Source organism: Flavobacterium anseongense (assembly GCF_021608185.1).
In the GTDB taxonomy this organism is placed as follows: Bacteria; Bacteroidota; Bacteroidia; order Flavobacteriales; family Flavobacteriaceae; genus Flavobacterium; species Flavobacterium anseongense.
In genome coordinates this window covers 186,242-211,573 of record NZ_JAKIHN010000001.1, presented here as the reverse complement: position 1 = coordinate 211,573, position 25,332 = coordinate 186,242, and the positions used below count along the sequence as shown (strand labels likewise).

At 37.2% G+C, this 25,332-nt stretch carries 14 protein-coding genes and 4 tRNA genes; all 18 read left to right on the top strand.

The genetic code is table 11. The features are described 5' to 3' along the window. The first annotated feature begins 177 nt into the window (after nt 1-177). On the top strand, nt 178-372 hold the full coding sequence (gene rpsU / locus L1S35_RS00915; protein ID WP_236395833.1) for a 30S ribosomal protein S21: 195 nt from the start codon (nt 178-180) through the stop codon (nt 370-372). 71 nt (nt 373-443) lie between these two features. Continuing rightward, a complete protein-coding gene (locus tag L1S35_RS00910; RefSeq protein ID WP_236395832.1) occupies nt 444-1,340 on the top strand; it encodes a tyrosine-type recombinase/integrase in 897 nt (298 codons plus the stop codon). Between the two features lie 32 nt (nt 1,341-1,372). Further along, on the top strand, nt 1,373-1,675 hold the full coding sequence (hpf, locus tag L1S35_RS00905) for a ribosome hibernation-promoting factor, HPF/YfiA family (RefSeq protein ID WP_236395831.1): 303 nt from the start codon (nt 1,373-1,375) through the stop codon (nt 1,673-1,675). A gap of 91 nt (nt 1,676-1,766) precedes the next feature. Beyond that, a tRNA-Thr gene (locus L1S35_RS00900) sits at nt 1,767-1,840 on the top strand. 23 nt (nt 1,841-1,863) lie between these two features. Beyond that, nucleotides 1,864-1,944, top strand: a tRNA-Tyr gene (locus L1S35_RS00895). A gap of 195 nt (nt 1,945-2,139) precedes the next feature. After that, nucleotides 2,140-2,211 (top strand) — tRNA-Thr (locus L1S35_RS00890). Between the two features lie 62 nt (nt 2,212-2,273). Continuing rightward, nucleotides 2,274-3,461 carry an elongation factor Tu gene (gene tuf, locus L1S35_RS00885; protein WP_236395830.1) on the top strand — a complete coding sequence of 396 codons (1,188 nt, stop codon included), beginning with the start codon at nt 2,274-2,276 and terminating at the stop codon, nt 3,459-3,461. Between the two features lie 64 nt (nt 3,462-3,525). Then, nucleotides 3,526-3,596: transfer RNA gene (locus L1S35_RS00880), tRNA-Trp, on the top strand. Between the two features lie 16 nt (nt 3,597-3,612). Next, nucleotides 3,613-3,810 (top strand): preprotein translocase subunit SecE, encoded by a 198-nt coding sequence (secE, locus tag L1S35_RS00875; RefSeq protein WP_236395829.1) that lies wholly within the window; start codon nt 3,613-3,615, stop codon nt 3,808-3,810. A 10-nt stretch (nt 3,811-3,820) separates the two neighbouring features. Next, a complete protein-coding gene (gene nusG, locus L1S35_RS00870; protein ID WP_236395828.1) occupies nt 3,821-4,372 on the top strand; it encodes a transcription termination/antitermination protein NusG in 552 nt (183 codons plus the stop codon). Between the two features lie 64 nt (nt 4,373-4,436). Further along, nucleotides 4,437-4,883: a 50S ribosomal protein L11 gene (gene rplK / locus L1S35_RS00865; protein WP_236395827.1), complete on the top strand. Its 447-nt coding sequence runs from the start codon at nt 4,437-4,439 to the stop codon at nt 4,881-4,883. A 3-nt stretch (nt 4,884-4,886) separates the two neighbouring features. After that, entirely contained in the window at nt 4,887-5,576 is a 690-nt protein-coding gene (gene rplA / locus L1S35_RS00860; RefSeq protein WP_236395825.1) for a 50S ribosomal protein L1, read from the top strand. A 23-nt stretch (nt 5,577-5,599) separates the two neighbouring features. After that, nucleotides 5,600-6,100, top strand: a complete 501-nt coding sequence (gene rplJ, locus L1S35_RS00855; RefSeq protein WP_236395824.1) for a 50S ribosomal protein L10 — start codon at nt 5,600-5,602, stop codon at nt 6,098-6,100. Nucleotides 6,101-6,155: 55 nt separating this feature from the next. Beyond that, nucleotides 6,156-6,530, top strand: a complete 375-nt coding sequence (gene rplL / locus L1S35_RS00850; protein ID WP_187659832.1) for a 50S ribosomal protein L7/L12 — start codon at nt 6,156-6,158, stop codon at nt 6,528-6,530. Between the two features lie 266 nt (nt 6,531-6,796). After that, a complete protein-coding gene (rpoB, locus tag L1S35_RS00845) occupies nt 6,797-10,609 on the top strand; it encodes a DNA-directed RNA polymerase subunit beta (RefSeq protein ID WP_236395823.1) in 3,813 nt (1,270 codons plus the stop codon). Between the two features lie 111 nt (nt 10,610-10,720). Beyond that, nucleotides 10,721-15,031, top strand: a complete 4,311-nt coding sequence (gene rpoC / locus L1S35_RS00840) for a DNA-directed RNA polymerase subunit beta' (RefSeq protein ID WP_236395822.1) — start codon at nt 10,721-10,723, stop codon at nt 15,029-15,031. A 96-nt stretch (nt 15,032-15,127) separates the two neighbouring features. After that, nucleotides 15,128-15,439: a DUF3467 domain-containing protein gene (locus L1S35_RS00835; RefSeq protein WP_236395821.1), complete on the top strand. Its 312-nt coding sequence runs from the start codon at nt 15,128-15,130 to the stop codon at nt 15,437-15,439. A gap of 406 nt (nt 15,440-15,845) precedes the next feature. Next, nucleotides 15,846-25,085, top strand: coding sequence for a RemA C-terminal-like gliding motility protein (locus tag L1S35_RS00830; protein WP_236395820.1), 9,240 nt, complete (start codon nt 15,846-15,848; stop codon nt 25,083-25,085). Nucleotides 25,086-25,332: the final 247 nt, after the last annotated feature.

Sequence of the window (25,332 nt, the reverse complement as noted above, 5' to 3'; positions counted from 1 at the left end):
CTTTTCCCTAATCCCTTTCTTTTGCGTGAGGGATTGGAGCGGCTACCGTATAGCGCGGAAAGCCCGACCCGAAGGGACACGCCCAAAAATTTATTAAACTTTTTTTCTTTCTTCTTGCTTCTTTGTTCTTTTTTCTGTTATCTTTGCGCCCACTAAATGAGAGGAGGTGTCTAGATTATGTTAATTATACCAATTAAAGACGGAGAAAATATCGATAGAGCATTAAAGCGCTATAAAAGAAAATTTGATAAAACAGGAACTGTTCGTCAGTTGCGTTCACGTCAGGCTTTTATCAAACCTTCAGTGGTAAGAAGAGCACAAATCCAAAAAGCTGCTTACATACAGAACTTGAAAGACAGTATAGAAAGTTAGTAGTTAATTTTCTGTAAATATACTAACCGTTAGTAATAAAGTTTTATAACTTTGATGCTAACGGTTTTTTTATGGAAAATTTTAAAAACAAATTTTATGATTATTTATTGTTAGAGAAGAATTATTCTCGACATACCGTTACTGCTTATTTGAATGACATTGGTTTTTTTGAATCGTTTTTGTCCGGAGAATTTGACGATGATAATTTGCTTGGGGTAAATTACAGCCAAATTCGTTCATGGATAGTTTCGCTTTCTGATGATGGAATTTCGAATGCTTCGATTAATAGAAAAATTTCCTCATTAAAATCGTTTTACAAATTTTTGCTCAAGACTAAGCAGATTGAGTCCAGTCCGTTATTGAAACACAAAGCATTAAAAGCTCCAAAGAAAATCCAGATTCCTTTTTCTGAAAAGGAGCTCGATTTAGTTTTAAATCAGATAAAGTATAAAGAAGGTTTTGAAGGAGTAAGAGATAAATTAATAGTTGATTTGTTTTACACAACCGGAATTCGTAGAACAGAGCTAATCAATTTAAAAACCCAGAACATAGATTTATCGAATAAAACCATCAAAGTTATTGGGAAAAGAAATAAGGAACGGATTATTCCAATTTTAACAATAATTGAAGAGCAGATAAAAAAATATTTATCCGAAAGGTCAAGTATACAAGATGTTAAAGAACCTGACTATTTTTTTCTGTTAACAAATGGCGTTAAATTGAACGATTCGTTTGTTTATCGGTTAATAAATTATTACTTTAGTAATGTCTCAGAGAAGGTAAAAAAAAGTCCGCATATATTAAGACATACATTTGCGACTCATCTACTAAACAATGGGGCTGACATAAATTCAGTAAAGGAATTATTAGGACATTCTAGTTTAGCATCAACACAAGTCTACACACACAATAGTTTAGCGGAACTCCAAAAGGTTTATAATAGTGCGCATCCTAGAAACAAAAAGTAATTCTAAATGTTTAATTAATAAAAGATTTGATTATGAAGGTAAGTGTTCATGCCGTTAACTTTACCGTTGACAGAAAGCTAGTGGATTTTATTCATGAAAGATTGGGTAAACTTGAAAAATTTTATGATAAAGTGGTCTCTTCTGACGTTTTTTTGAAGGTTGAAAAGACAAGTGATAAAGAAAATAAAGTAGTTGAGGTTAAAATTCATGTTCCGGGAGACGATTTTATGGTAAAAAAACAATGCAAAACTTTTGAGGAAGCAATAGAGATTTCGGCAGAATCGTTAGAGCGATTATTGATAAAAAGAAAAGAAAAAATAAGAACACATATTTAAAATAATTTTTTTTTAAAAATGTTTTGATTGAAAGACAAAAAGATATACATTTGCAGTCCGTTAGAAATAGCGGACTTTTTTTATTGATATTGCCAGCGTAGCTCAGTTGGCTAGAGCAGCTGATTTGTAATCAGCAGGTCGTGGGTTCGAGTCCCTCCGCCGGCTCTTTTTTTATTGAAATATGGTTAGGGGAGATACTCAAGCGGCCAACGAGGGCAGACTGTAAATCTGCTGTGAGAACTTCGCAGGTTCGAATCCTGCTCTCCCCACAAGATTTTTAAAAGGCATTTTTTGAAAGCTTGCTTTCAAAAAAATGAAATTCAAAAAGCTTGGTATCGTCGGAACGACGATACAGGATAATCGCCAGAATGGCGGTAATCCAAAAAAAAAAAGATAAGGAGGCAACGCCTTATCAGGATCACAAGTTTACTTGTAATCCGCATTGGTTTATAGCCAGGGAAACTGCCGACTTAGCTCAGGGGTAGAGTGCTTCCTTGGTAAGGAAGAGGTCACGGGTTCAATTCCCGTAGTTGGCTCAAATTTAAATTGAAAATTGAACACTAAAATAAATATATAACTAAGATTAAAATTCATTAAAATGGCAAAAGAAAATTTTAACCGTAATAAGCCCCACTTGAACATTGGAACAATTGGGCACGTAGATCACGGAAAAACTACATTAACTGCTGCAATCACTAAAGTATTATCTGATGCAGGTTACTGTCAAGCAAAATCATTTGATCAAATTGATAATGCTCCTGAAGAAAAAGAAAGAGGTATTACTATCAACACTTCACACGTTGAGTACGAAACTGCTAACCGTCACTACGCACACGTTGACTGTCCAGGTCACGCGGATTACGTAAAAAACATGGTTACTGGTGCTGCTCAAATGGACGGTGCTATCTTAGTAGTAGCTGCTACTGACGGACCAATGCCACAAACACGTGAGCACATCCTTTTAGGACGTCAGGTAGGTATTCCAAGAATTGTTGTATTCATGAACAAAGTGGATATGGTTGATGACGCGGAATTATTAGAATTAGTTGAAATGGAAATCAGAGACTTATTGTCTTTCTACGAATATGATGGAGATAATGGTCCTGTTGTTCAAGGTTCTGCTTTAGGTGGATTGAACAATGATCCAAACTGGGTACCAAAAATCATTGAATTAATGGAAGCTGTTGACAGCTGGATCGAAGAGCCGGTACGTGATAATGCTAAACCATTCTTGATGCCGGTTGAGGACGTATTTACAATTACAGGTCGTGGAACTGTTGCTACAGGTCGTATCGAAACTGGAGTTGCTAATACTGGAGATCCTGTTGAAATCATCGGTATGGGAGCTGATAAATTGACTTCTACAATCACTGGAGTTGAGATGTTCCGTAAAATCCTTGATAGAGGTGAAGCTGGAGATAACGTAGGTTTATTGTTAAGAGGTGTTGATAAAGCTGATATCAAAAGAGGTATGGTTATCATTAAGCCAGGTTCAGTAAAACCACATGCTAAATTCAAAGCTGAGGTTTATATCTTGAAAAAAGAAGAAGGTGGTCGTCACACACCATTCCACAATAACTACCGTCCACAGTTCTACGTACGTACAACTGACGTAACAGGAGTTATTGCTTTACCAGCAGGTGTAGAGATGGTAATGCCAGGTGATAACTTGACTATCGAAGTAAGCTTGTTAAGCCCAATTGCTATGAACGTAGGATTACGTTTCGCTATCCGTGAAGGTGGTAGAACAGTTGGAGCTGGTCAGGTTACTGAGATCTTAGACTAATTATCTAAATAAATAAATAATTCCAGTGTCGTTTTTGGACGACACTGGTTTTTAATAATAATCAACGGGCGTAGTTCAAGGGTAGAATAGCGGTCTCCAAAACCGTTGATGGGGGTTCGAATCCCTCCGCCCGTGCAAAAAATAAAATACAATGACAAAAGTTGTTAATTATATATCAGAAGCATTTGAAGAGTTAAAATCAAATGTTACTTGGCCGGAATGGGCTGAAGTGCAACGCCTTACTATTATAGTAGCCGTTTTTTCAGTGGTTTTTGCTTTAGCAACATGGGGAGTTGACGAAATGTGTGCAAAAGCAATTGCTGGGATTTTTAATTTGATAAAATCATAATTTCTCTGAAATGGCAGATAATAATGTGAAAAAATGGTATGTGGTTCGAGCTGTAAGCGGACAAGAAAATAAGGTCAAAGCTTATATCGAAACAGAAATCAATAGATTAGGAATGACGGATTACGTATCTCAGGTTCTTGTGCCTACCGAAAAAGTAGTTCAAGTTAGAGATGGTAAAAAAATAGCAAAGGATAAAGTTTATTTTCCTGGTTATGTCATGATTGAAGCTAATCTTGTTGGTGAAATACCTCATGTTATCAAATCGATTACAAGTGTAATAGGTTTTTTAGGTGAAGTAAAAGGTGGAGAACCTGTGCCATTAAGAATGTCTGAAGTAAACAGAATGTTAGGTAAAGTTGATGAGTTAGCTGTAAATACAGATACTCAGGCGATACCTTTCAAAATCGATGAAACAATTAAGGTTATTGATGGACCTTTCAATGGATTCAACGGAACTATTGAAAAAATCAATGAAGAAAAGCGTAAGCTGGAAGTGATGGTGAAAATCTTCGGAAGAAAAACACCATTAGAATTAAGTTTTATGCAAGTTGAAAAAGTATAATTTGTTACACTATTATAAACCGCAGAAGTCTGCTTCCACAGATTAATGCAATTTTTTAAAAACAATGGCTAAAGAGATTAGTAAAGTAGTTAAACTACAAGTTAAGGGAGGTGCTGCGAACCCGTCGCCACCGGTTGGACCTGCTCTGGGAGCTGCTGGTGTTAATATCATGGAGTTCTGTAAGCAATTTAATGCTAGAACCCAAGATCAACCTGGCAAAGTGTTACCGGTACAAATTACCGTGTATAAAGACAAATCATTCGATTTTGTTGTAAAAACTCCACCTGCTGCAATTCAATTATTGGATGCTGCTAAATTAAAATCTGGTTCAGGCGAACCTAACAGAAAAAAAGTTGCTAGCGTAAGCTGGGATCAAATCAAAGGAATCGCTGAAGACAAGATGGTTGATTTAAATGCGTTCACAATCGAATCTGCAATGAGCATGATTGCTGGAACAGCTAGATCTATGGGTATAACTGTAACTGGAGATTCTCCGCTAAAACAAGCGTAAGACATGGCAAAATTGACAAAAAAACAAAAAGAAGCTGCTTCAAAAATTGAGAAAAACAGACTTTATTCTTTAAAAGACGCTTCGTCTTTATTGAAAGTTGTTGCTTCTGCAAAATTTGATGAGTCAGTAGATATTGCAGTTCGTTTAGGAGTTGATCCAAGAAAAGCAAATCAAATGGTAAGAGGTGTTGTAACCCTTCCTCACGGAACAGGAAAAGATACTAAGGTATTAGCTTTAGTTACTCCGGATAAAGAAGCAGAAGCAAAAGCTGCTGGTGCTGACCACGTAGGATTGGATGATTACCTTCAAAAAATTAAAGATGGTTGGACAGACGTTGATGTAATCATTACGATGCCTGCTATTATGGGTAAATTAGGTCCATTAGGACGTGTATTAGGTCCAAGAGGTTTAATGCCAAACCCTAAAACTGGAACAGTAACCATGGAAATTGGTAAAGCTGTTGCTGAAGTAAAAGCTGGTAAAATCGACTTCAAAGTTGATAAAACAGGTATCGTTCACGCAGGAATTGGAAGAATCTCTTTTGAGGCTGACAAACTTGTTGATAACGCACACGAAATTATTCAAACATTAGTTAAATTAAAACCAACTGCAGCTAAAGGTACTTACATCAAGTCAATTCACTTGTCAAGTACTATGAGTCCTGCTATTGCTTTAGATCCTAAAGCAGTATAATTGGTAGTTAAAAACATTTTATTATGACAAGAGAAGAAAAATCAATCGCGATAGAAGATTTAACTGCAAAGTTGGCTGAAAATAATGTTATCTACATTGCAGATACTTCAGGATTAGATGCTGAAACTACTTCAAGCTTAAGAAGAGCTTGTTTTAAGGCAGGAATCAAATTAGAAGTTGTTAAGAATACATTGTTGGAAAAAGCAATGGAAGCTTCGGCTAATGATTATGGAGATTTACCTTCAATCTTAAAAGGGAATTCATCTGTATTCATTTCTGAAACTGCAAATGCTCCTGCAAAGATCATTAAAGACTTCAGAAAAAAATCTGATAAACCAGTATTTAAAGGTGCTTACATCAATCAGGAAATCTACATTGGAGATAACCTGTTAGACAGCTTAGCATCACTTAAATCTAAAGAAGAAGTTATCGGTGAAATCATCGGATTACTTCAATCGCCTGCTAAACGTATCCTTTCAGCTTTATTAAACAACGCTGAACAAAAAGGTGAAACAGCAGAATAATTAGAGCAGACTAAAAAATAAATAAATTTAAAGAACATTTTAAACGATAGAAAAAATGGCAGATTTGAAACAATTCGCAGAACAATTAGTTAACTTAACTGTAAAAGAAGTTAATGATTTAGCTACAATATTAAAAGATGAGTATGGTATCGAACCAGCTGCTGCAGCTGTAGTAGTTGCTGCTGGTGGTGGAGATGCTGGTGCTGGTGCCGAAGAGCAAACAGAATTCACAGTAGTACTTAAAGAAGCTGGTGCTTCTAAATTAGCTGTTGTAAAAGCAGTTAAAGAATTAACAGGTTTAGGTTTGAAAGAAGCTAAAGATCTTGTTGACGGTGCACCATCTAACATCAAAGAAGGAGTTACTAAAGCTGAAGCTGAAGGTTTGAAAAAATCTTTAGAAGAAGCTGGAGCTGTTGTTGAATTAAAGTAATTCAACCCCGGTTTTAGAACTAGGTTTAGGCCTTGGATAAAAGTGTCCAAGGGCCTAAACCATTTTTCGTATAATAAAATTATATCCATTTTATTGCCACAATAGCTTACCTTACGAATAAGCTTTTAACCAATACGAAGAAAAAAACAGACAAATTTTCCTGGTTTGTTTTTAAGAGGTATTGGTTATCAAAAAGGAAAGTATAGATTAAACAGTGTTTCTGCACACAACAAATTACTTTTTTTTAATCAAAATTTTGTCCATTGATGATAACAAATCAGACTGAAAGATTGAATTTTGCCTCAACGAAAAACATCCCTCAGTATCCGGATTTTCTGGATGTTCAGGTAAAATCCTTCCAGGATTTCTTCCAATTGGAAACGAAATCTGACGAAAGAGGCAACGAAGGTTTATACAACACCTTCATGGAAAACTTTCCAATTACTGATACAAGAAACCAATTTGTATTGGAGTTCCTAGATTATTTTGTTGACCCACCACGTTATACTATTCAAGAGTGTATCGAAAGAGGTTTAACATACAGCGTGCCTTTAAAAGCACGTCTGAAACTTTATTGTACTGACCCGGAGCACGAAGATTTTGAAACGATTGTACAGGATGTTTATCTTGGAACAATTCCTTACATGACACCTAGCGGAACATTCGTAATCAATGGTGCAGAGCGTGTTGTAGTTTCACAATTACACCGTTCACCTGGAGTTTTCTTTGGTCAGTCTTTCCACGCTAATGGTACCAAGTTATATTCTGCCAGAGTAATTCCTTTCAAAGGTTCTTGGATTGAATTTGCTACCGATATCAACAGCGTAATGTATGCTTATATTGATAGAAAGAAAAAATTACCTGTAACTACTTTATTCCGTGCTATCGGTTTCGAAAGAGATAAGGATATCCTTGAGATTTTCGACCTTGCTGAAGAGATTAAAGTCTCAAAAACAGGACTTAAAAAATATATTGGTAGAAAATTAGCAGCGAGAGTATTGAATACTTGGCACGAAGATTTCGTGGATGAGGATTCAGGTGAGGTGGTTTCTATCGAACGTAACGAAATTATCCTTGATAGAGATACCATTATCGACAAAGATAATGTGGAAGAAATCATCGATTCTAACGTTAAATCAATCTTATTGCACAAAGAGGATAATAATCAGGCGGATTATGCTATTATCCATAACACTTTGCAAAAAGATCCAACAAACTCTGAAAAAGAAGCTGTTGAGCACATCTACCGTCAGTTGCGTAATGCTGAACCGCCTGATGAGGAAACAGCTCGTGGTATTATCGATAAATTGTTCTTCTCTGACCAACGTTACAACTTAGGTGAAGTAGGTCGTTACAGAATGAACAAAAAATTAAATCTTGATATCCCAATGGACAAGCAAGTCTTGACCAAAGAAGATATCATTACCATCGTGAAATATTTGATCGAGTTAATCAACTCTAAAGCTGAGATTGATGATATCGATCACTTGTCAAACCGTCGTGTTAGAACTGTTGGTGAGCAATTGTCACAACAATTTGGCGTTGGTTTAGCACGTATGGCACGTACTATCCGTGAAAGAATGAACGTTAGAGATAACGAGGTGTTTACACCAATTGATTTGATTAATGCTAAAACATTATCGTCAGTTATCAACTCTTTCTTTGGTACAAACCAGTTATCTCAATTCATGGATCAAACTAATCCATTGGCTGAGATTACACACAAAAGAAGATTATCAGCACTTGGACCAGGTGGACTTTCAAGAGAAAGAGCCGGTTTCGAGGTTCGTGACGTTCACTATACACACTACGGAAGACTTTGCCCGATTGAAACTCCGGAGGGACCAAACATCGGACTTATCTCTTCACTTGGTGTTTATGCTAAAGTTAATGGAATGGGATTCATCGAAACTCCTTATCGTGAAGTTAAAAACGGAGCTGTAGATTTAACTGCAGAACCGGTTTACTTAAGCGCTGAAGAAGAAGAAGGAAAAATGATTGCTCAGGCAAACATCGAAATGGATGCTAAAGGTAAAATTACTGCCGATAAAGTTATTGCCCGTGAAGAAGGTGATTTCCCGGTAGTTGATCCAAATCAAGTTCACTATACAGACGTTGCGCCTAACCAGATTGCATCGATTTCAGCATCCTTGATTCCATTCTTGGAGCATGATGATGCGAACCGTGCGTTGATGGGATCAAACATGATGCGTCAGGCTGTACCATTGTTACGACCTGAAGCACCAATCGTTGGAACAGGTTTAGAGCAACAAGTAGCTTCTGATTCAAGAGTATTGATTAATGCTGAAGGAGATGGAACTGTTGAATATGTTGATGCTAACATGATTACCATCAAATACGACAGAACTGAAGCAGAAAGAATGGTAAGTTTTGATCCAGATGAAAAAACATACCAATTAATTAAATTCAGAAAGACTAACCAAAGTACATCTATCAACCTGAAACCAATTGTTAGAAAAGGTGACAGAGTGAAACTTGGACAGGTACTTTGCGAAGGATATGCAACGCAAAACGGAGAGTTAGCTTTAGGTAGAAACCTTAAAGTTGCCTTCATGCCTTGGAAAGGTTACAACTTCGAGGATGCGATTGTGATTTCTGAAAAAGTAGTTCGTGATGATATTTTCACATCTATCCACGTTGATGATTATTCATTAGAAGTTAGGGATACTAAATTAGGTAACGAAGAGTTAACTAACGATATTCCTAACGTTTCTGAAGAAGCAACTAAAGATTTAGATGAAAACGGAATGATCAGAATTGGTGCCGAAGTAAAACCTGGCGACATTCTAATCGGAAAAATTACACCAAAAGGGGAATCAGATCCAACTCCGGAAGAAAAACTTTTAAGAGCAATCTTCGGTGATAAAGCTGGTGATGTAAAAGATGCTTCATTAAAAGCTTCTCCATCTTTACACGGTGTAGTTTTAGATAAAAAATTATTCGCAAGAGCGGTAAAAGATAAAAAGAAAAGAACCAAAGATAAAGACGATTTGACGTCTTTGGAAATGGAATTCGAAACAAAATTTGTTGACTTAAAAGACAAGTTAGTAGAGAAACTTTTCCTTATTGTAAACGGAAAAACATCTCAAGGTGTAATGAATGATTTAGGAGAAGAAGTTTTACCAAAAGGTAAAAAATACACTCTTAAAATGCTACATGCTGTTGAAGATTTCGCTCACTTAACCAAAGGACAATGGGTTGCAGATGAAGAGTCTAATACGTTAGTAAATGACTTGATTCACAACTACAAAATCAAATTAAACGATTTACAAGGTGCTTTAAGAAGAGAGAAATTTACGATTACAGTTGGAGATGAATTACCAGCCGGTATTTTGAAATTAGCTAAAGTTTACATTGCTAAGAAACGTAAACTGAAAGTGGGTGATAAAATGGCGGGACGTCACGGAAACAAAGGTATTGTGGCTCGTATCGTTCGTCATGAAGACATGCCATTCCTTGAAGACGGAACGCCTGTAGATATCGTATTGAATCCACTTGGTGTACCTTCTCGTATGAACATCGGGCAGATTTATGAAACTGTTTTGGGTTGGGCCGGAATGAACTTGGGTAGAAAATATGCTACACCAATTTTTGATGGAGCAACTTTAGATCAAATCAACGAATTGACTGATGAAGCTGGAATTCCACGTTTTGGTCATACGTATTTGTATGATGGAGGAACCGGAGAGCGTTTCCACCAGCCAGCAACTGTCGGAGTTATCTATATGTTGAAACTTGGACACATGGTTGATGATAAAATGCACGCACGTTCTATCGGACCATACTCTCTTATTACACAACAACCATTGGGTGGTAAAGCTCAATTTGGAGGTCAGCGTTTTGGAGAAATGGAGGTTTGGGCACTTGAAGCTTATGGAGCATCAAGCACGCTTAGAGAAATTTTGACTGTTAAATCGGATGACGTAATCGGTAGAGCTAAAACTTACGAAGCAATCGTTAAGGGAGAAACTATGCCGGAGCCAGGATTGCCAGAATCATTCAATGTATTAATGCATGAATTGAAAGGTCTTGGATTAGACATCAGATTAGAAGAATAAACTAGTTGATGGTTGGCGGTTGATGGTTGTTAGATTAAATCTTAACCATCAACCAACAACTAACAACCAACAACTAAAAAAACAATTTCAATAATATCAATAGTAAAAACTATGATGAATAATAGAAATAATAGAGATCCTAAAAATACCATCAAGAGATTCGACAGAATTTCAATTGGTTTAGCATCTCCAGAATCTATCTTGGCCGAGTCAAGAGGCGAGGTTCTGAAACCGGAAACAATCAATTATAGAACTCACAAACCAGAACGAGACGGACTTTTCTGCGAAAGAATCTTCGGTCCTGTAAAGGATTTTGAATGTGCTTGTGGTAAATACAAAAGAATCCGTTATAAAGGAATCGTTTGTGACCGTTGTGGAGTTGAAGTAACTGAGAAAAAAGTACGTCGTGACAGAGTAGGACACATCAACCTTGTTGTGCCTATTGCTCATATATGGTACTTCCGCTCGTTGCCAAACAAAATAGGATACATTCTTGGCTTGCCATCTAAGAAATTAGATATGATTATTTACTACGAAAGATATGTAGTAATCCAAGCAGGTATCGCTGTAAATGCTGAAGGTGAGTCATTGCAAAGATTAGATTTCTTAACAGAAGAAGAATACTTGAACATTCTTGATTCTCTTCCACAGGAAAATCAATATTTAGATGATCATGATCCAAATAAATTCGTTGCCAAAATGGGAGCTGAATGTATTATGGATTTATTAGCAAGAACCGATTTAAATGAATTGTCATACGAATTGCGTCACGCTGCTAATAACGAAACTTCTAAACAAAGAAAAACGGAAGCGTTAAAAAGATTACAGGTAGTTGAGTCATTCCGTGATTCAAATAACAACAGAGAAAATCGTCCTGAATGGATGATTATGAAAGTTGTTCCTGTTATCCCGCCAGAATTGCGTCCGTTAGTGCCGCTTGATGGTGGTCGTTTCGCTACTTCCGATTTGAATGATTTATACAGAAGAGTTATTATCCGTAACAATCGTTTGAAAAGATTAATGGAGATTAAAGCTCCTGAAGTTATCTTAAGAAACGAAAAACGTATGTTGCAGGAATCAGTAGATTCATTATTTGATAACACACGTAAAGCTTCTGCAGTTAAAACAGAATCAAACAGACCATTGAAATCCCTTTCTGATTCATTGAAAGGAAAACAAGGTCGTTTCCGTCAAAACTTATTAGGAAAACGTGTGGATTATTCTGCCCGTTCGGTAATTGTTGTCGGACCGGAAATGAAATTGTTCGAATGTGGTCTGCCAAAAGATATGGCTGCTGAACTATACAAACCATTCGTTATTCGTAAGTTAATCGAAAGAGGAATTGTTAAAACAGTTAAGTCGGCTAAGAAAATCATCGACAAAAAAGAACCGGTAGTTTGGGATATCCTTGAAAATGTAATCAAAGGGCATCCTGTAATGCTTAACCGTGCTCCTACTTTGCACAGATTAGGAATCCAGGCGTTCCAGCCAAAACTTATTGAAGGAAAAGCAATCCAATTGCACCCATTAGTATGTACGGCTTTCAACGCGGATTTTGATGGTGACCAGATGGCGGTTCACTTGCCATTAGGGCCAGAAGCTATTTTGGAATGTCAATTGTTAATGTTGGCATCTCATAATATCTTGAATCCTGCGAATGGTGCGCCAATTACGGTTCCATCACAAGACATGGTATTGGGTCTGTATTATATGACCAAAGAAAGATTATCAACTCCTGAGCACAAAATCTTAGGAGAAGGATTAGTATTTTATTCTGCAGAAGAAGTAAACATTGCTTTAAATGAAGGGAAATTAGAATTGAATGCTCGTGTAAAAATCAGAGCTAAAGATTTTAATGAAAATGGAGAATTAGTATACAAAATCATCCAAACTACTGCGGGTAGAGTATTATTTAACGAAGTAGTACCGGCTGCAGCAGGATATATCAATGAAGTATTGACTAAAAAATCTTTGCGTGACATTATCGGAAAAATCCTTGCTGTAACTGATGTTCCTACAACGGCAGCTTTCCTTGATGAAATGAAAGATATGGGGTACAAATTCGCTTTCAAAGGTGGATTGTCATTCTCATTAGGTGATATTAGAATTCCGGAACAAAAAGAGAAATTGATTGCTGATGCAAGAGAGCAGGTTGACGGTATTTCTATGAACTATAACATGGGTCTTATTACCAATAACGAGCGTTACAATCAAGTTATTGATATTTGGACTTCTGCCAATGCTCAATTGACAGAGTTAGCAATGAAAAACATCAGAGAAGACCAACAAGGATTCAACTCAGTGTATATGATGCTTGACTCTGGAGCAAGGGGTTCTAAAGAACAAATTCGTCAGTTAACCGGTATGCGTGGTTTGATGGCTAAGCCAAAAAAATCAACTGCTGGTGGTGGAGAAATTATCGAAAACCCGATTCTTTCTAACTTTAAGGAAGGTCTTTCTATCTTAGAATACTTTATCTCTACGCACGGTGCTCGTAAAGGATTAGCGGATACCGCTTTGAAAACAGCAGATGCTGGTTACTTGACTCGTAGATTACATGACGTTTCTCAAGACGTAATTGTAAACTCTGTAGATTGTGGTACGTTAAGAGGAATCGATGTTTCTGCCTTGAAGAAAAACGAAGAAATCGTTGAAACTTTAGGAGAAAGAATACTTGGACGTGTTGCATTGCAAGATGTAATCAATCCATTGAATAACGAAATTTTAGTTCACTCTGGTGAGCAAATTACCGAAGCTATTGTTAAAGCTATTGAAGAATCACCTATCGAAAGAGTAGATGTTCGTTCGCCTTTAACTTGTGAAGCTAAAAAAGGAATTTGTGCTAAATGTTACGGAAGAAACCTGGCAACAGGTAAAATGACTCAAAAAGGTGAAGCTGTAGGTGTAATTGCCGCACAGTCAATTGGAGAGCCTGGTACACAGTTGACACTTCGTACTTTCCACGTTGGTGGAGTTGCGGGAGGAGTTTCAGAAGAATCTACTATTGTAGCAAGATTTGGAGGAAGACTTGAAATCGAAGATTTGAAAACGGTTGTTGGTGAAGATGCTGACGGAGAAAAAGTTGATATCGTGGTTTCACGTTCAACAGAATTGAAATTAATTGATGCTAAAACAGGTATTTTATTAAGTACACATAACATTCCTTATGGTTCTGTTATCAATGTAAAAGATGGCGATACTGTTGAAAAAGGTGCTGTTATCTGTAAATGGGATCCATATAATGGAGTAATCGTTTCTGAATTCACAGGAAAAATTGCATACGAAGATTTAGAACAAGGACAATCGTTCCAAGTTGAAATCGACGAGCAAACAGGTTTCCAGGAAAAAGTAATTTCGGAAGGAAGAAATAAAAAATTAATCCCAACCTTATTGGTTTACGGTAAAGACGGAGAATTAATCCGTTCTTATAACTTACCAGTTGGAGCTCACCTTATGGTTGAAGATGGAGAGAAAATTAAAGCAGGTAAAATCCTTGTGAAAATTCCACGTCGTTCTTCAAAAGCAGGTGATATCACAGGAGGTTTACCAAGAATTACCGAGTTGTTAGAAGCTCGTAATCCTTCAAATCCAGCTGTGGTTTCTGAAATTGATGGGGTAGTTTCTTTTGGAAAAATCAAAAGAGGTAACCGTGAGATTGTAATCGAGTCTAAATTTGGTGAGGTTAAGAAATACTTAGTTAAATTATCAAGTCAAATCCTGGTTCAGGAGAATGACTTCGTAAAAGCGGGTGTGCCTTTATCTGATGGAGCTATTACTCCGGAAGATATTTTAAGAATTCAAGGACCGTCTGCTGTTCAACAGTATTTGGTTAACGAAATTCAGGAAGTATACCGTTTGCAAGGGGTAAAAATCAACGACAAACACTTTGAAGTTGTTATCCGTCAGATGATGCGTAAAGTAAGAGTAGAAGATCCGGGAGATACTTTATTCCTTGAAGAACAATTAATCCACACTTCTGATTTCTTAGAAGAAAATGATAAATTGTATGGAATGAAAGTGATAGAAGATGCAGGTGATTCTGAAGTGTTAAAACCAGGTCAGATTGTTTCTCCACGTGAATTGCGTGATGAAAATTCTTTATTGAAACGTAATGATAAAAATCTTGTTGTTGCTCGTGAAGTAATTACAGCTACTGCAACTCCGGTACTACAAGGTATTACAAGAGCATCGTTACAAACTAAATCATTTATCTCTGCGGCATCGTTCCAAGAGACTACAAAAGTATTAAACGAAGCAGCAGTTGCCGGTAAAGTAGATACACTTGAAGGTCTTAAAGAAAATGTAATCGTTGGACATAGAATCCCTGCAGGAACAGGTATGAGAGATTACGATCATACTATTGTAGGTTCTAAAGAAGACTATAACGAGATTATGGCTAGTAAAGAAGAGTACATTTATTAATCAGAAGATTAAGTTAAATAAATAAAAGCCACTATTTTAATTTTTAAATTAGTGGCTTTTTAATTAGCAAATTTTAATATCTAAATATAATATCAAATGAGCGATAATAATCAACAACAAGGACAAATCAATATAGAATTGGATGAGAAAACAGCCGAAGGAATTTATTCCAACTTGGCAATTATCAATCACTCCGCATCTGAGTTTGTCATTGATTTCGTAACAATTATGCCGGGTGTGCCAAAGGCAAAAGTAAAATCGAGAATAGTGTTAACTCCACAACATGCTAAAAGATTTCTGAAAGCAATGGGTGAAAACATTCATCGATTTGAACAAACTAATGGTGAAATCAAAGATACAGAACAACCACAAATTCCATTGAATTTTGGTACTGCAGGTCAGGCATAAAAAGCTATAGTTTTAAAAGTAAAACGGCTTCTTCCTAAATTTTGGATGAAGTCGTTTTTTGTTTTGTTGAATTTAGGAACCTAGTTTTCTTTTTTCATAGACTTGTAATTTTTTGATTAGGGTATTCTATTTTATAGTTGTTATAAAAGTGATTTAAGTTTAATATTACAGCGAAAACGTTATAGTTAATTTAATTGGCTGAAAATGTTGTTTTAACGTATTTTATTGTAGTTTAGCGTCCCCCTAAATCGATTTCGAATAAATGTGAACTTGGGAAAAACATTTTTCAGGCTCTATTTCTTGCGATTATATGGAACATATTTTTAAACCAAACCAATAAATTAAAATATTTAATACCACTCGATTTATGAAAATTTTTACTTCTTTTTTTACAATTGCAAAAAGGATGTTAAGCAATTGTAATTCCTTATTTGTTCTTTTGTTATTGCTTTTGGGAACTAGCGGAAGTGTTTTTGCACAAACAAATACGTTTAACGTAGCCTCAGGTGCTTGGAATACAGCAGGTAACTGGAGTTTGGGACTTATTCCTACATCAGCGCACGACGTGGTTATTCCATCCGGGAGAACAGTGACAGGTATGAGTTCTGGAACTAACCCATGTAAAACTTTAGATTTAAGTGGTACACTTACATTTTCTGGCGGAACTCCGCGTTTGTTAACAGTTAGTGGAAACGTAACAATTAATTCTACTGCCATTATTAATATGACAGGTAGCAATACCTATTATATTGATTACACTGGTAATTTTACGATGGCTTCTGGTGCTGTATGGAATTTAGGAACGGGTACAGAACAAGGTCTAAGATATACTGGTTCAAGTGCATCGACAATTACTAATAATTCCAGTTCTCCTTTGGGTAGTCTTACAGTATCAGGTGCAGGTGTAGTTACATCAGGTAGTGCACTTACTTTTTCAAAAGCTATAACTATAAATTCAGGCAGAACATTTGCTGCAAGCCATACTGTAACAGCCAATGCTGCAGTTTCTGTAGCAGGTTCTTTTCAATTAAACAATGGTGGCTGGGCTACAGGCTCAGGTGTATGGACTTATACTGCTACTACAGGTACTTTGATATTTGCCAATACCGGAAGTAATTATACAGTAAATGCGGATGTGTTTTGGCCAACCACAGCAGGTCCATACAATGTTAGCATCAGTGGTGCTGGCGGCGGTATTAATATGACTGTTGCAAGAACAGTTCCTACTACTGGTACTACAGGGGTTTTTCAAACAGTGGGACAGGTTACAGGAACAGCTTTAACTTTAAATGGTACGGCTCAAATTAATGCAAATGGTTATTTTACTTCTACACCAACTTATGGAGGTGCTTCCACACTGGTTTACTCAACCGGTGCTGGATATGGTATGGGTAATGAGTGGACGGGTAATAGCAATACTGCAGGTAGTGGTGTTCCTTTTAATGTTACCATACAAACTGCAAGTACAGTGTTAACAACTGCTGCTGCAGCTCGTGGTTGTGCAGGTACAGTTACAGTAAATGCAAGTTGTGGGTTAACACTTAATGGCACAAATGGCGATTTGTACATAGGAGGAAGTTTTACACAAAATGGTACTTTCACACACAATAATAAAGCAGTTTTTTTCAATGGTTCAGGTACACAAACAATAACCGGTAGCGGTTTAAATACAATAGGAGCCACTAATTGCTTTGCTTATTTAGTAAACAATAATACTGCGGTTGGCGGTCTTGTAGTAGGTACAAATGTTACCGTTGATGGAGCATCTGGCGATGTGTTGCAGTTACTTAATACGGGCCCTCTAAAAATTGGAGCATTTCAATTGACTGTAAATGGCAATGGAGGTAACATTCGTGTTACAGGAGGAACAAGGGTAATAGATTTTACCAATGCAAGTGGTGTGTTGAGAGTTGTGGGTTCAACAGGTACACTTAAAACAGTGGCTTCTACATCTGGTGGTTTGTTAAGTGTTACCTCTTCTACAGCAGGTGGTCAGTTGCAAATTCAGGCAGGAGGTCTTGATTGTGGTGCTGGGTTAACAACTATTCAAACAGGTGCTTTCCTAACTATTAATTCAGGGGGTTATGTAGCTAACAATTCACCTACTTATGCCACAGGTTCTACACTATCATTCAGAACTGGTGCAGCTTATGGTGTAGGCAGTGGTGATAAAACATGGGCAATAGGAACAAGCGGTGCAGGTGTGCCGGATAGAGTACAGATTAATGCAGCAAGCACCGATGTGCAGATAAATGAAGACAGAACTGCAATCAATGCGATTACGGTTGCTGCCGGTACGCTGACCAACAATACCAATACATTGAATCTCGGTGCAGTAGGGGGCGGTTTGGCTGTTCTTACAGTTAGTGGAGGTACGCTTACCAATAACGGTGGTACCTTTAATGTTAACGGAAATATTTCCATGACAACCGGAACATTTAATATGACTTCAGGGAACTTAAATATAGATCCTAATAGTGGCGTATCAGGAACCAGTGTTGCATCCGGAACTCACATTTTTGATTTGTCTGCAGCTGTTGTAACAGGCGTGACTGGTGGTACCATATTATTTAATGACCCGCCTTTTTCTGGAGCTGGTTTGACTATGCGTTTTAATAATACAAGTTCTAATAGAAGTTTTGTGGGCAACACCATGCAATTTGGTGGAGCAACAGGAAATGCCTCAACCGCAACAAACGGTTTCAATGTGGATACATATGTAGGCAATAGTAATTTGCAATTAGGGAATGTAATAGCCAATGGAGGAGCAGTTGCCGGAGCAAATAGATTTGTTTCGGGTTCGGTAACGTCAGGAAATGGTTTTGATATTTGGGGTAATTTAACCATCAATTCAGGTTCTGAAGTTAGAACTATTTCTGGTGGAACTGTTTTAAGAATTAAAGGAAATATTATCAATAATGGTACTTTAACGGATATAACAGGTATTGCCTTTAATAATAGGACTGGTACTACAGTAAACTCTAATACAACAGCACAAACGGTTAGTGGTGGTGGAACGTTTCAAAATTTAACGGCTTCACCAACAGCAAAATTCAATAGTTTAACTTTTGATAATACACTCGCTGCACCTGCTGCGGCAGTTACTTTTAGTATCGGTGACGTTACTTTAAGTGGGACAGCAACTTTTACGAATGGTATTATAGATATAGGCAACAACAATAGTTTTAATTTTGTGACCACTACATCAGCAGTAGCTCGTACTAACGGTTATGTATTAATACAAGGTACAGGCCAAATGAAGAAAGATTTTGCAACCGGAAATTCTGCTGCTTTTACATATCACGTTGGAGAGAATACAGTAACGACAGAGTATTCACCTTTTACATTAGATTTTTCTGCCAGTAGTGATGCCAGAACAATTGGAGTCAGACCAGTAGATGCGATTCATCCAGATATTAATGATGTAGATGTGCAAACCGATTATATCTCAAGATACTGGCAATTAAGCAACAGTGCTGCAGGTACTTATACATATACTGCTTCAGCTACTTATTTACCAGTTGATGATATTGTTGGTACAGAAGGCAATATAAAAATGAATGTTTGGAATGGAGCTTCACCCTGGAAACAAGCAACAAGTACGGCAGCTTCTAATGTATTAACCATCACTTCTGGTGTTACTGAAACTACTTTGCCAATTACAACGACTTCAGAATTTACAGGAAGAGTAAAAGCTTCAACTACTTATACTTGGGATGGTTCAACAGATACTCTATGGACTACAGCAGCTAACTGGACACCTGATAGAACTACTCCTTCTTCGAGTGATATACTTGTATTTGACGGATCAACAGTACCAACACCAACTGTTACAGCAGTCCCTGCGGAAACAATTGGAAAATTACTTTTAACAGGTAACGTGAATGTAACGTTACAAAGTGCCGCAGCCGTTACACTAACTATTAGCGGAGGAGCAGGAACAGATTTAGATATACCAAGTGGCAGTCATTTGCAACTGGGAAGTACAGGCGCTAACAGTATTAATCTTGCTTATTCAGGAACACAAACGGCAAGTATTGCCGGAACATTGACTCTTGGAGCTAATACTTCAAGTAATAACACTTATACGGTAACTAATAGTACAACAACAGTTACGGGGACTATCAACAGTGCCGGACTTGTTTCGGGCGGTACAACGTCAAATCTTTTGTTTACGACAGGTACATATAATCATAATAATGCTAATGCTGGTGTTTCAGCAGCAACACCAGCCATTCCAACTGCTACCTGGGGAACTACTTCAACTTGTGCTGTTTTAGGATTAACAAGTCCTACAGCTGGGACTTTCCCTAATGGTTTAACTGGACAAACATTTGGAAACTTTACATGGAATACCTCTTCCTTAAGCACAGCTCCAAATATTGGTGGAGGCACAATAACTGCTGCCGGAACATTCACAATGACAAGTACTGGTTCAGCAGAATTCAGACTTGGAACTGCTTCAAGCGGAACTATTGTTTGTACTAATTATTCACAATCTGGTGGAACTATAAATTGCGCAGCAGGTGCAGGTACAGGTACGATTAGAACCTCAGCTACATTTAATCAATCAGGAGGAACAATTACAGAATCAAGTACTGGTTCTGGTGTTCTTGAATTTAATGGATCTTCGAGCCAGTCAGTTACAACAGTAGGAACTATTTCAAACACTATTAATGTTACAGTTTCAAACCCAACAGGTATAGCTGTTACAGGTACTTTGGCTATGAATGCAGGGACAACTTTTACAGCAGCTTCAAGCGGTACTGCCGTGACTTCTGGTACGGTTACTTATGGAACAACTACCACATTAGCTTATGTAACTGCAGTTGGCACGCAAACTACTGGAGAAGAATTTCCGGCAACTAATGGACCAGTTAACGTTACTTTCAATAATACATTTTCAACACCGGAAATAACTTTAAGTGGGTCAAGAACTGTTACAGGTGCATTAACCATTACAGCCGGTAGAATCCTTTTAGGAAGCAATGACTTAATTTCAGCCGGAACACAATCGATTACTACTCCTGGAACTTCTAAAATGATTGTTATTAATGGATCAGGTTTATACAAAAGAAGTATTGCAACAGGTGCAGCTACTTATTTATTTCCAATAGGAGAAAATACAGGTACACTACAATATTCACCAGTTTCACTTCAGTTTACAGCAAACTCTGTTGCACGTGTAGTAGGGGCAAAAGTAATTGATGATGTTAGTGTGAATATGAATACACCATCAAGTCCTACTAATTATCTGAGTCGTTATTGGACATTCTCTGAGAATGGTGCAGGTGGGACTTATAATTATTATATTAATCCTGCTCTTGCCATTACAGGTGCTGAGGATGAAAACGGTACAGCTTCTTTGATAAAAGCAGCTTATTGGGATGGTTCTACTTGGACAACTTCAACAGGTTCATATAGTGGTGGAAGTTTGATTTCGAATGCTACCGGTGTGTCAGAAACTGCCGCACCTCTTGGTTCGGTAGAATGGACAGGTCGTGATGCACCGCCAGTAACTTACATATGGGTTGGTGATACTGATGGTTCATGGAATACAGGTGCTAACTGGAGTCCATCAGGAGTTCCTGGTTCTTCTGATACAGTAACCTTGACTAATGGTTCTACAGGTGCTGCAGCTAACTTGAATTTAACAACAGCAGTAACTGTCAATAGCCTTACTTTTGATGGTACTGGCAATTTCTTTACGGTTGGCGCTTCACCTGCTGCGATAACGGTATTAGGAAATGTTACTTATACAGGAGGTACAGGTACATGGAATGCAACCAGTACTTTTAGTTTATCATCTGCTTCTTCTCAAACGATACCAGCATTTAGTTATGGTAACTTAAACGGTACAGGAGGTGCGCGTGTTTGGACAGCAGGAACTACCGGTATAGCAGGAACTTTTACTCCGGGTGCTGGAGTTTATACTGCTACTTCAGGAAGTACAGTTGATTATACTGGTTCAGGATCACAAACGATAGGTTCTGTTAAATATTATGATTTAAGTAATAGTGGTAATGGAGCAAGAACTTTGACTACAGGAACCATAGATGTTGCGAATACATATACTCCAACTACTGCAACAACTACTCCGGGAACTGTGAATGTATTTAACTTTAGCAGCGGAAATTCTCAAACGATTCCGGCTACTTCTTATGCTAATATCACTAATACTGGTAATGGAGATAGAACATTGGCATCTTCAGGAACTATTGGTATTGCAGGAACAAATTTTACGCCAGGTTCTGGAGTTTATACAGTTACAGGAAGTACAGTAAACTTTAGTAATGCCACAGGGTTAACCATTCCGGTTTTATCACCGGCAGCGACTAATAATTATAACAACCTTACCATTTCGGGAGCAGGAGCTTTTGTTCAAGGAGGTTCATTAACATTGGGTGGTAATTACAGCCAAACTGCAGGAACTTATACTGTAACAAGTGGAGCTTCAGCTTTAGCATTAACGGTTGGTGGTAATTTTACACAATCAGCGGGTACCTTTAATGTTACCGGTAATGCTGCTACTGCAGGTGCTACGGTAACGGTAAATGGTGCTACTTCTGTCTTTTCAGTATTTATGTCGCCAAATAATGCTAATGCAGCTTCATTATCATTACCTAGTCCAACCAATACAATTCTATTTCAAGCCAATGGTGATGCAACTTTCACAGGGTCTAGCACAACAACGGCGTTTGACTGGATGACTGGAGGTACAGCATTAACCACTTATGATATTACTTTTGGTATTAAAGGAAATTTCAACTGGTCAAATACTTCAGGAAGGCCTTATGTTGCGGGAAGTGGTACCCCAAAAGGATTTGTCTTTAACGGAGTAGGAACAATAGCTACTCCTCAAACTCTAACCTACAGTGGTTCGACAATTTCTTACGGTGGAGATTTTACAGTTAATGCAGGAACTGTTGTTAAGTTGTTAACGAATATCGGAATTGGGCCTAATAGTAATCCGTATGATGTGTTCAAGGTAAATGGTACTTTAGATACTAATACTTTTACTGTTAACGGCGGTGCTACAAACGGAACATTTACCTTAGCATCCGGTGCTACATTAAGAACAGCCAATCCAAATGGTGTGGTATCTACAACGGTGGGTTCTATTTCTAATTCAATTGCTACTCGTACTTTTAATGCAGCTGCCAACTATGAGTTTTATGGAACTGCTGCTATAGCCGCAAACTTCCCTAATACCACTATGAACAACTTGACCAATAGTAGCACCAACACTACTACGCAAGGAGCAAGTATTACAGTAAACGGAGATCTTAATTTAGCATCAGGAACATTGGCTAGTGGTACAAATCCAATTGCATTAGCGGGTAATATTATAGGTACTGGGACACATACTTCAACAGGTGCCGGTATACTTACTATGAATGGTGCCAGTAAAACAATCTCAGGAGCAACTTTAGGTATTATTGCCTTAAACAATGCTGCCGGATTTAGTTTAACAGGTAGTCCAACAATTAATGGAAACTTTACTTTTACTGATGGTAATTTAGATTTAAATGGAAGTAATAATGTAACGTTAGGTTCTACAGCAACTGTAATAGGTGAAACTTGTTCAAAACAATTTATTAATTCCGGTTCACCTTCACAAGGAAATGGTTATGTTCAAACTACACGTACGTTTGTTTCTGGTACAAATTATTTGGGAATTGCTATTACTTCAGCAACTGCCTTGGGAAGCACCAACATAAAACGATTTGTGCAAAAATCAGTTACAACACCAAGTGCTACAAATACCATTAAACGAGTATACAGTATAACACCCGCAACTGCTGCCACTGGTAATGTAACCTTAACTTCATCGTATTGCGATGGAGAGCTTAATGGCAATACTGAGTCACCGGTTTTAATTACTTATTATAGTACAGGAACTGATGAAACTACAGGATATAGTAATGTTTATGCTACTGCTTCAAATGACGCTACTGCAAATACAGTAACGACAGCAACTACCGGTTCATTAATTGCAGGACAAAACAATATTACTTTGGCCAATGCTGGTCCGGATGCTTACTATACAGTCCAAAATGGGGATTGGAATACTGCAGCAACATGGATACTAAACGCGGTACCTCCAACAACTGCCGATGTAACTGTGAAGCATGCAGTTACAGTAGCTGTTGTGGATGCAACTGCAAATACTCTAAAGATTGATGCAAGTAAATCCGTAACAGTAGCTTCTACTAAAGATTTAACAGTTACAGATGCTATCATCAATAACGGAACCTTAACGATGCAGAATAATAGTAACTTAATACAAACAAACAATGTTGCCAATTCGGGATCAGGTTCAACGATAGTGAACAGAGATACAGCACAGTTGATTCGTCTTGATTATGTGTTGTGGTCCTCACCAGTTAGTGGACAACAATTGCTAGCGTTTTCGCCATTAACCTTAACTAATCGTTTTTATACATTTGATGGAACTCTTGGTGCAGCGGGTCAGTATGTTGCTGAAACGGCTACTAATAGTTTTGTTACTGGTAAAGGATTTTTAATTCGTATGCCATGGAATCATCCAACCGCACCGGGTGCTGTATTTAACGGAGTATTTACAGGAGGGACTGCCTTTAATGGTACTTTAAATTTAACATCGTTACCTACAGGAAAATTTTATGCCACTGGAAACCCATATCCATCTACTATAGATGCAGACCAATTTATTATAGATAATGGTATTGGAGATGATCCGGATACACCAGGTGATGGATTGTATTTTTGGAGAAAAACCAATAATAGTGCTGCTCCTTCCTATGCAACTTATACTACAGCTGGTGGAGTACAGTCTGGTGGCGATACTTTAAATATTGTGCCAAATGGAGTAATTCAAGTAGGAGAAGGGTTTATAGTTAAAGTTCCTTCACCATCTACATCTTTGACATTTAATAATGATCAACGTATTGGAGATAATTCAAATCAGTTTTTAAAAACTACTACTACAATAGAACGTAATAGAATTTGGTTGAACTTGTCTGATTCTGCGTCAAATATTAATCAAATGATGGTTGCTTATATGACTGGAGCTACTCAAAACATAGACCCGGCAATTGACGGTCGTTATATTAATGATAATCCAACGGCATTAAATTCTTTAATAAATAATGGAGAATTCGCCATTCAAGGAAGAAGTCTTCCATTTGATTCATCCGATGTTGTTCCACTAGCGTTTAAAGCGGCTGGAGCTGGTAACTACACAATTACACTTGACCATGTTGATGGCTTATTTACAGATGTTAGTCAACCAATTTATGTAAAAGATAATTTGACAACAACATACCATGATTTAAATACGGGTGCTTATTCATTTGCTTCGGATGCAGGAACTTTTAATGACCGTTTCGAAATTGTATATGCCTTACCATTAGGTGTTGATAATCCAACATTTACTGCGAATACTGTTGTTGTTTATCCTCAGAACAATGATTTAGTTGTTAATTCAAGTAATGTTACAATGTCATCCATTAAAATATTTGACATACGAGGCAGGTTGTTACAAGATTTAAAAGATATTAATTCAAGCCAAACTATTATCAGTGCCGGTTTAGCAAACCAAGTACTGTTGGTACAAATAACATCTGATGATGGAATTATTGTAACTAAGAAAGTGATAAGATAATCATTTAGATATTTATTTTTAAATCCCCGTCTCTTTTTTTGGAATGAGACGGGGATTTTTTGCTATATAATTATTTAAGTATTATGTTCATAACTATTGGAAAGACTTATTTATTAATTAACGTTGTTAAACGAGTATATTATTAATTTTGCCGATATAATAGTAAATATTTAATTAACAAAAGTAGTTTTGCGATATTGGAAATCGTTGTTAATTAAAACTAAATTCACTTTATACACCTAAAATT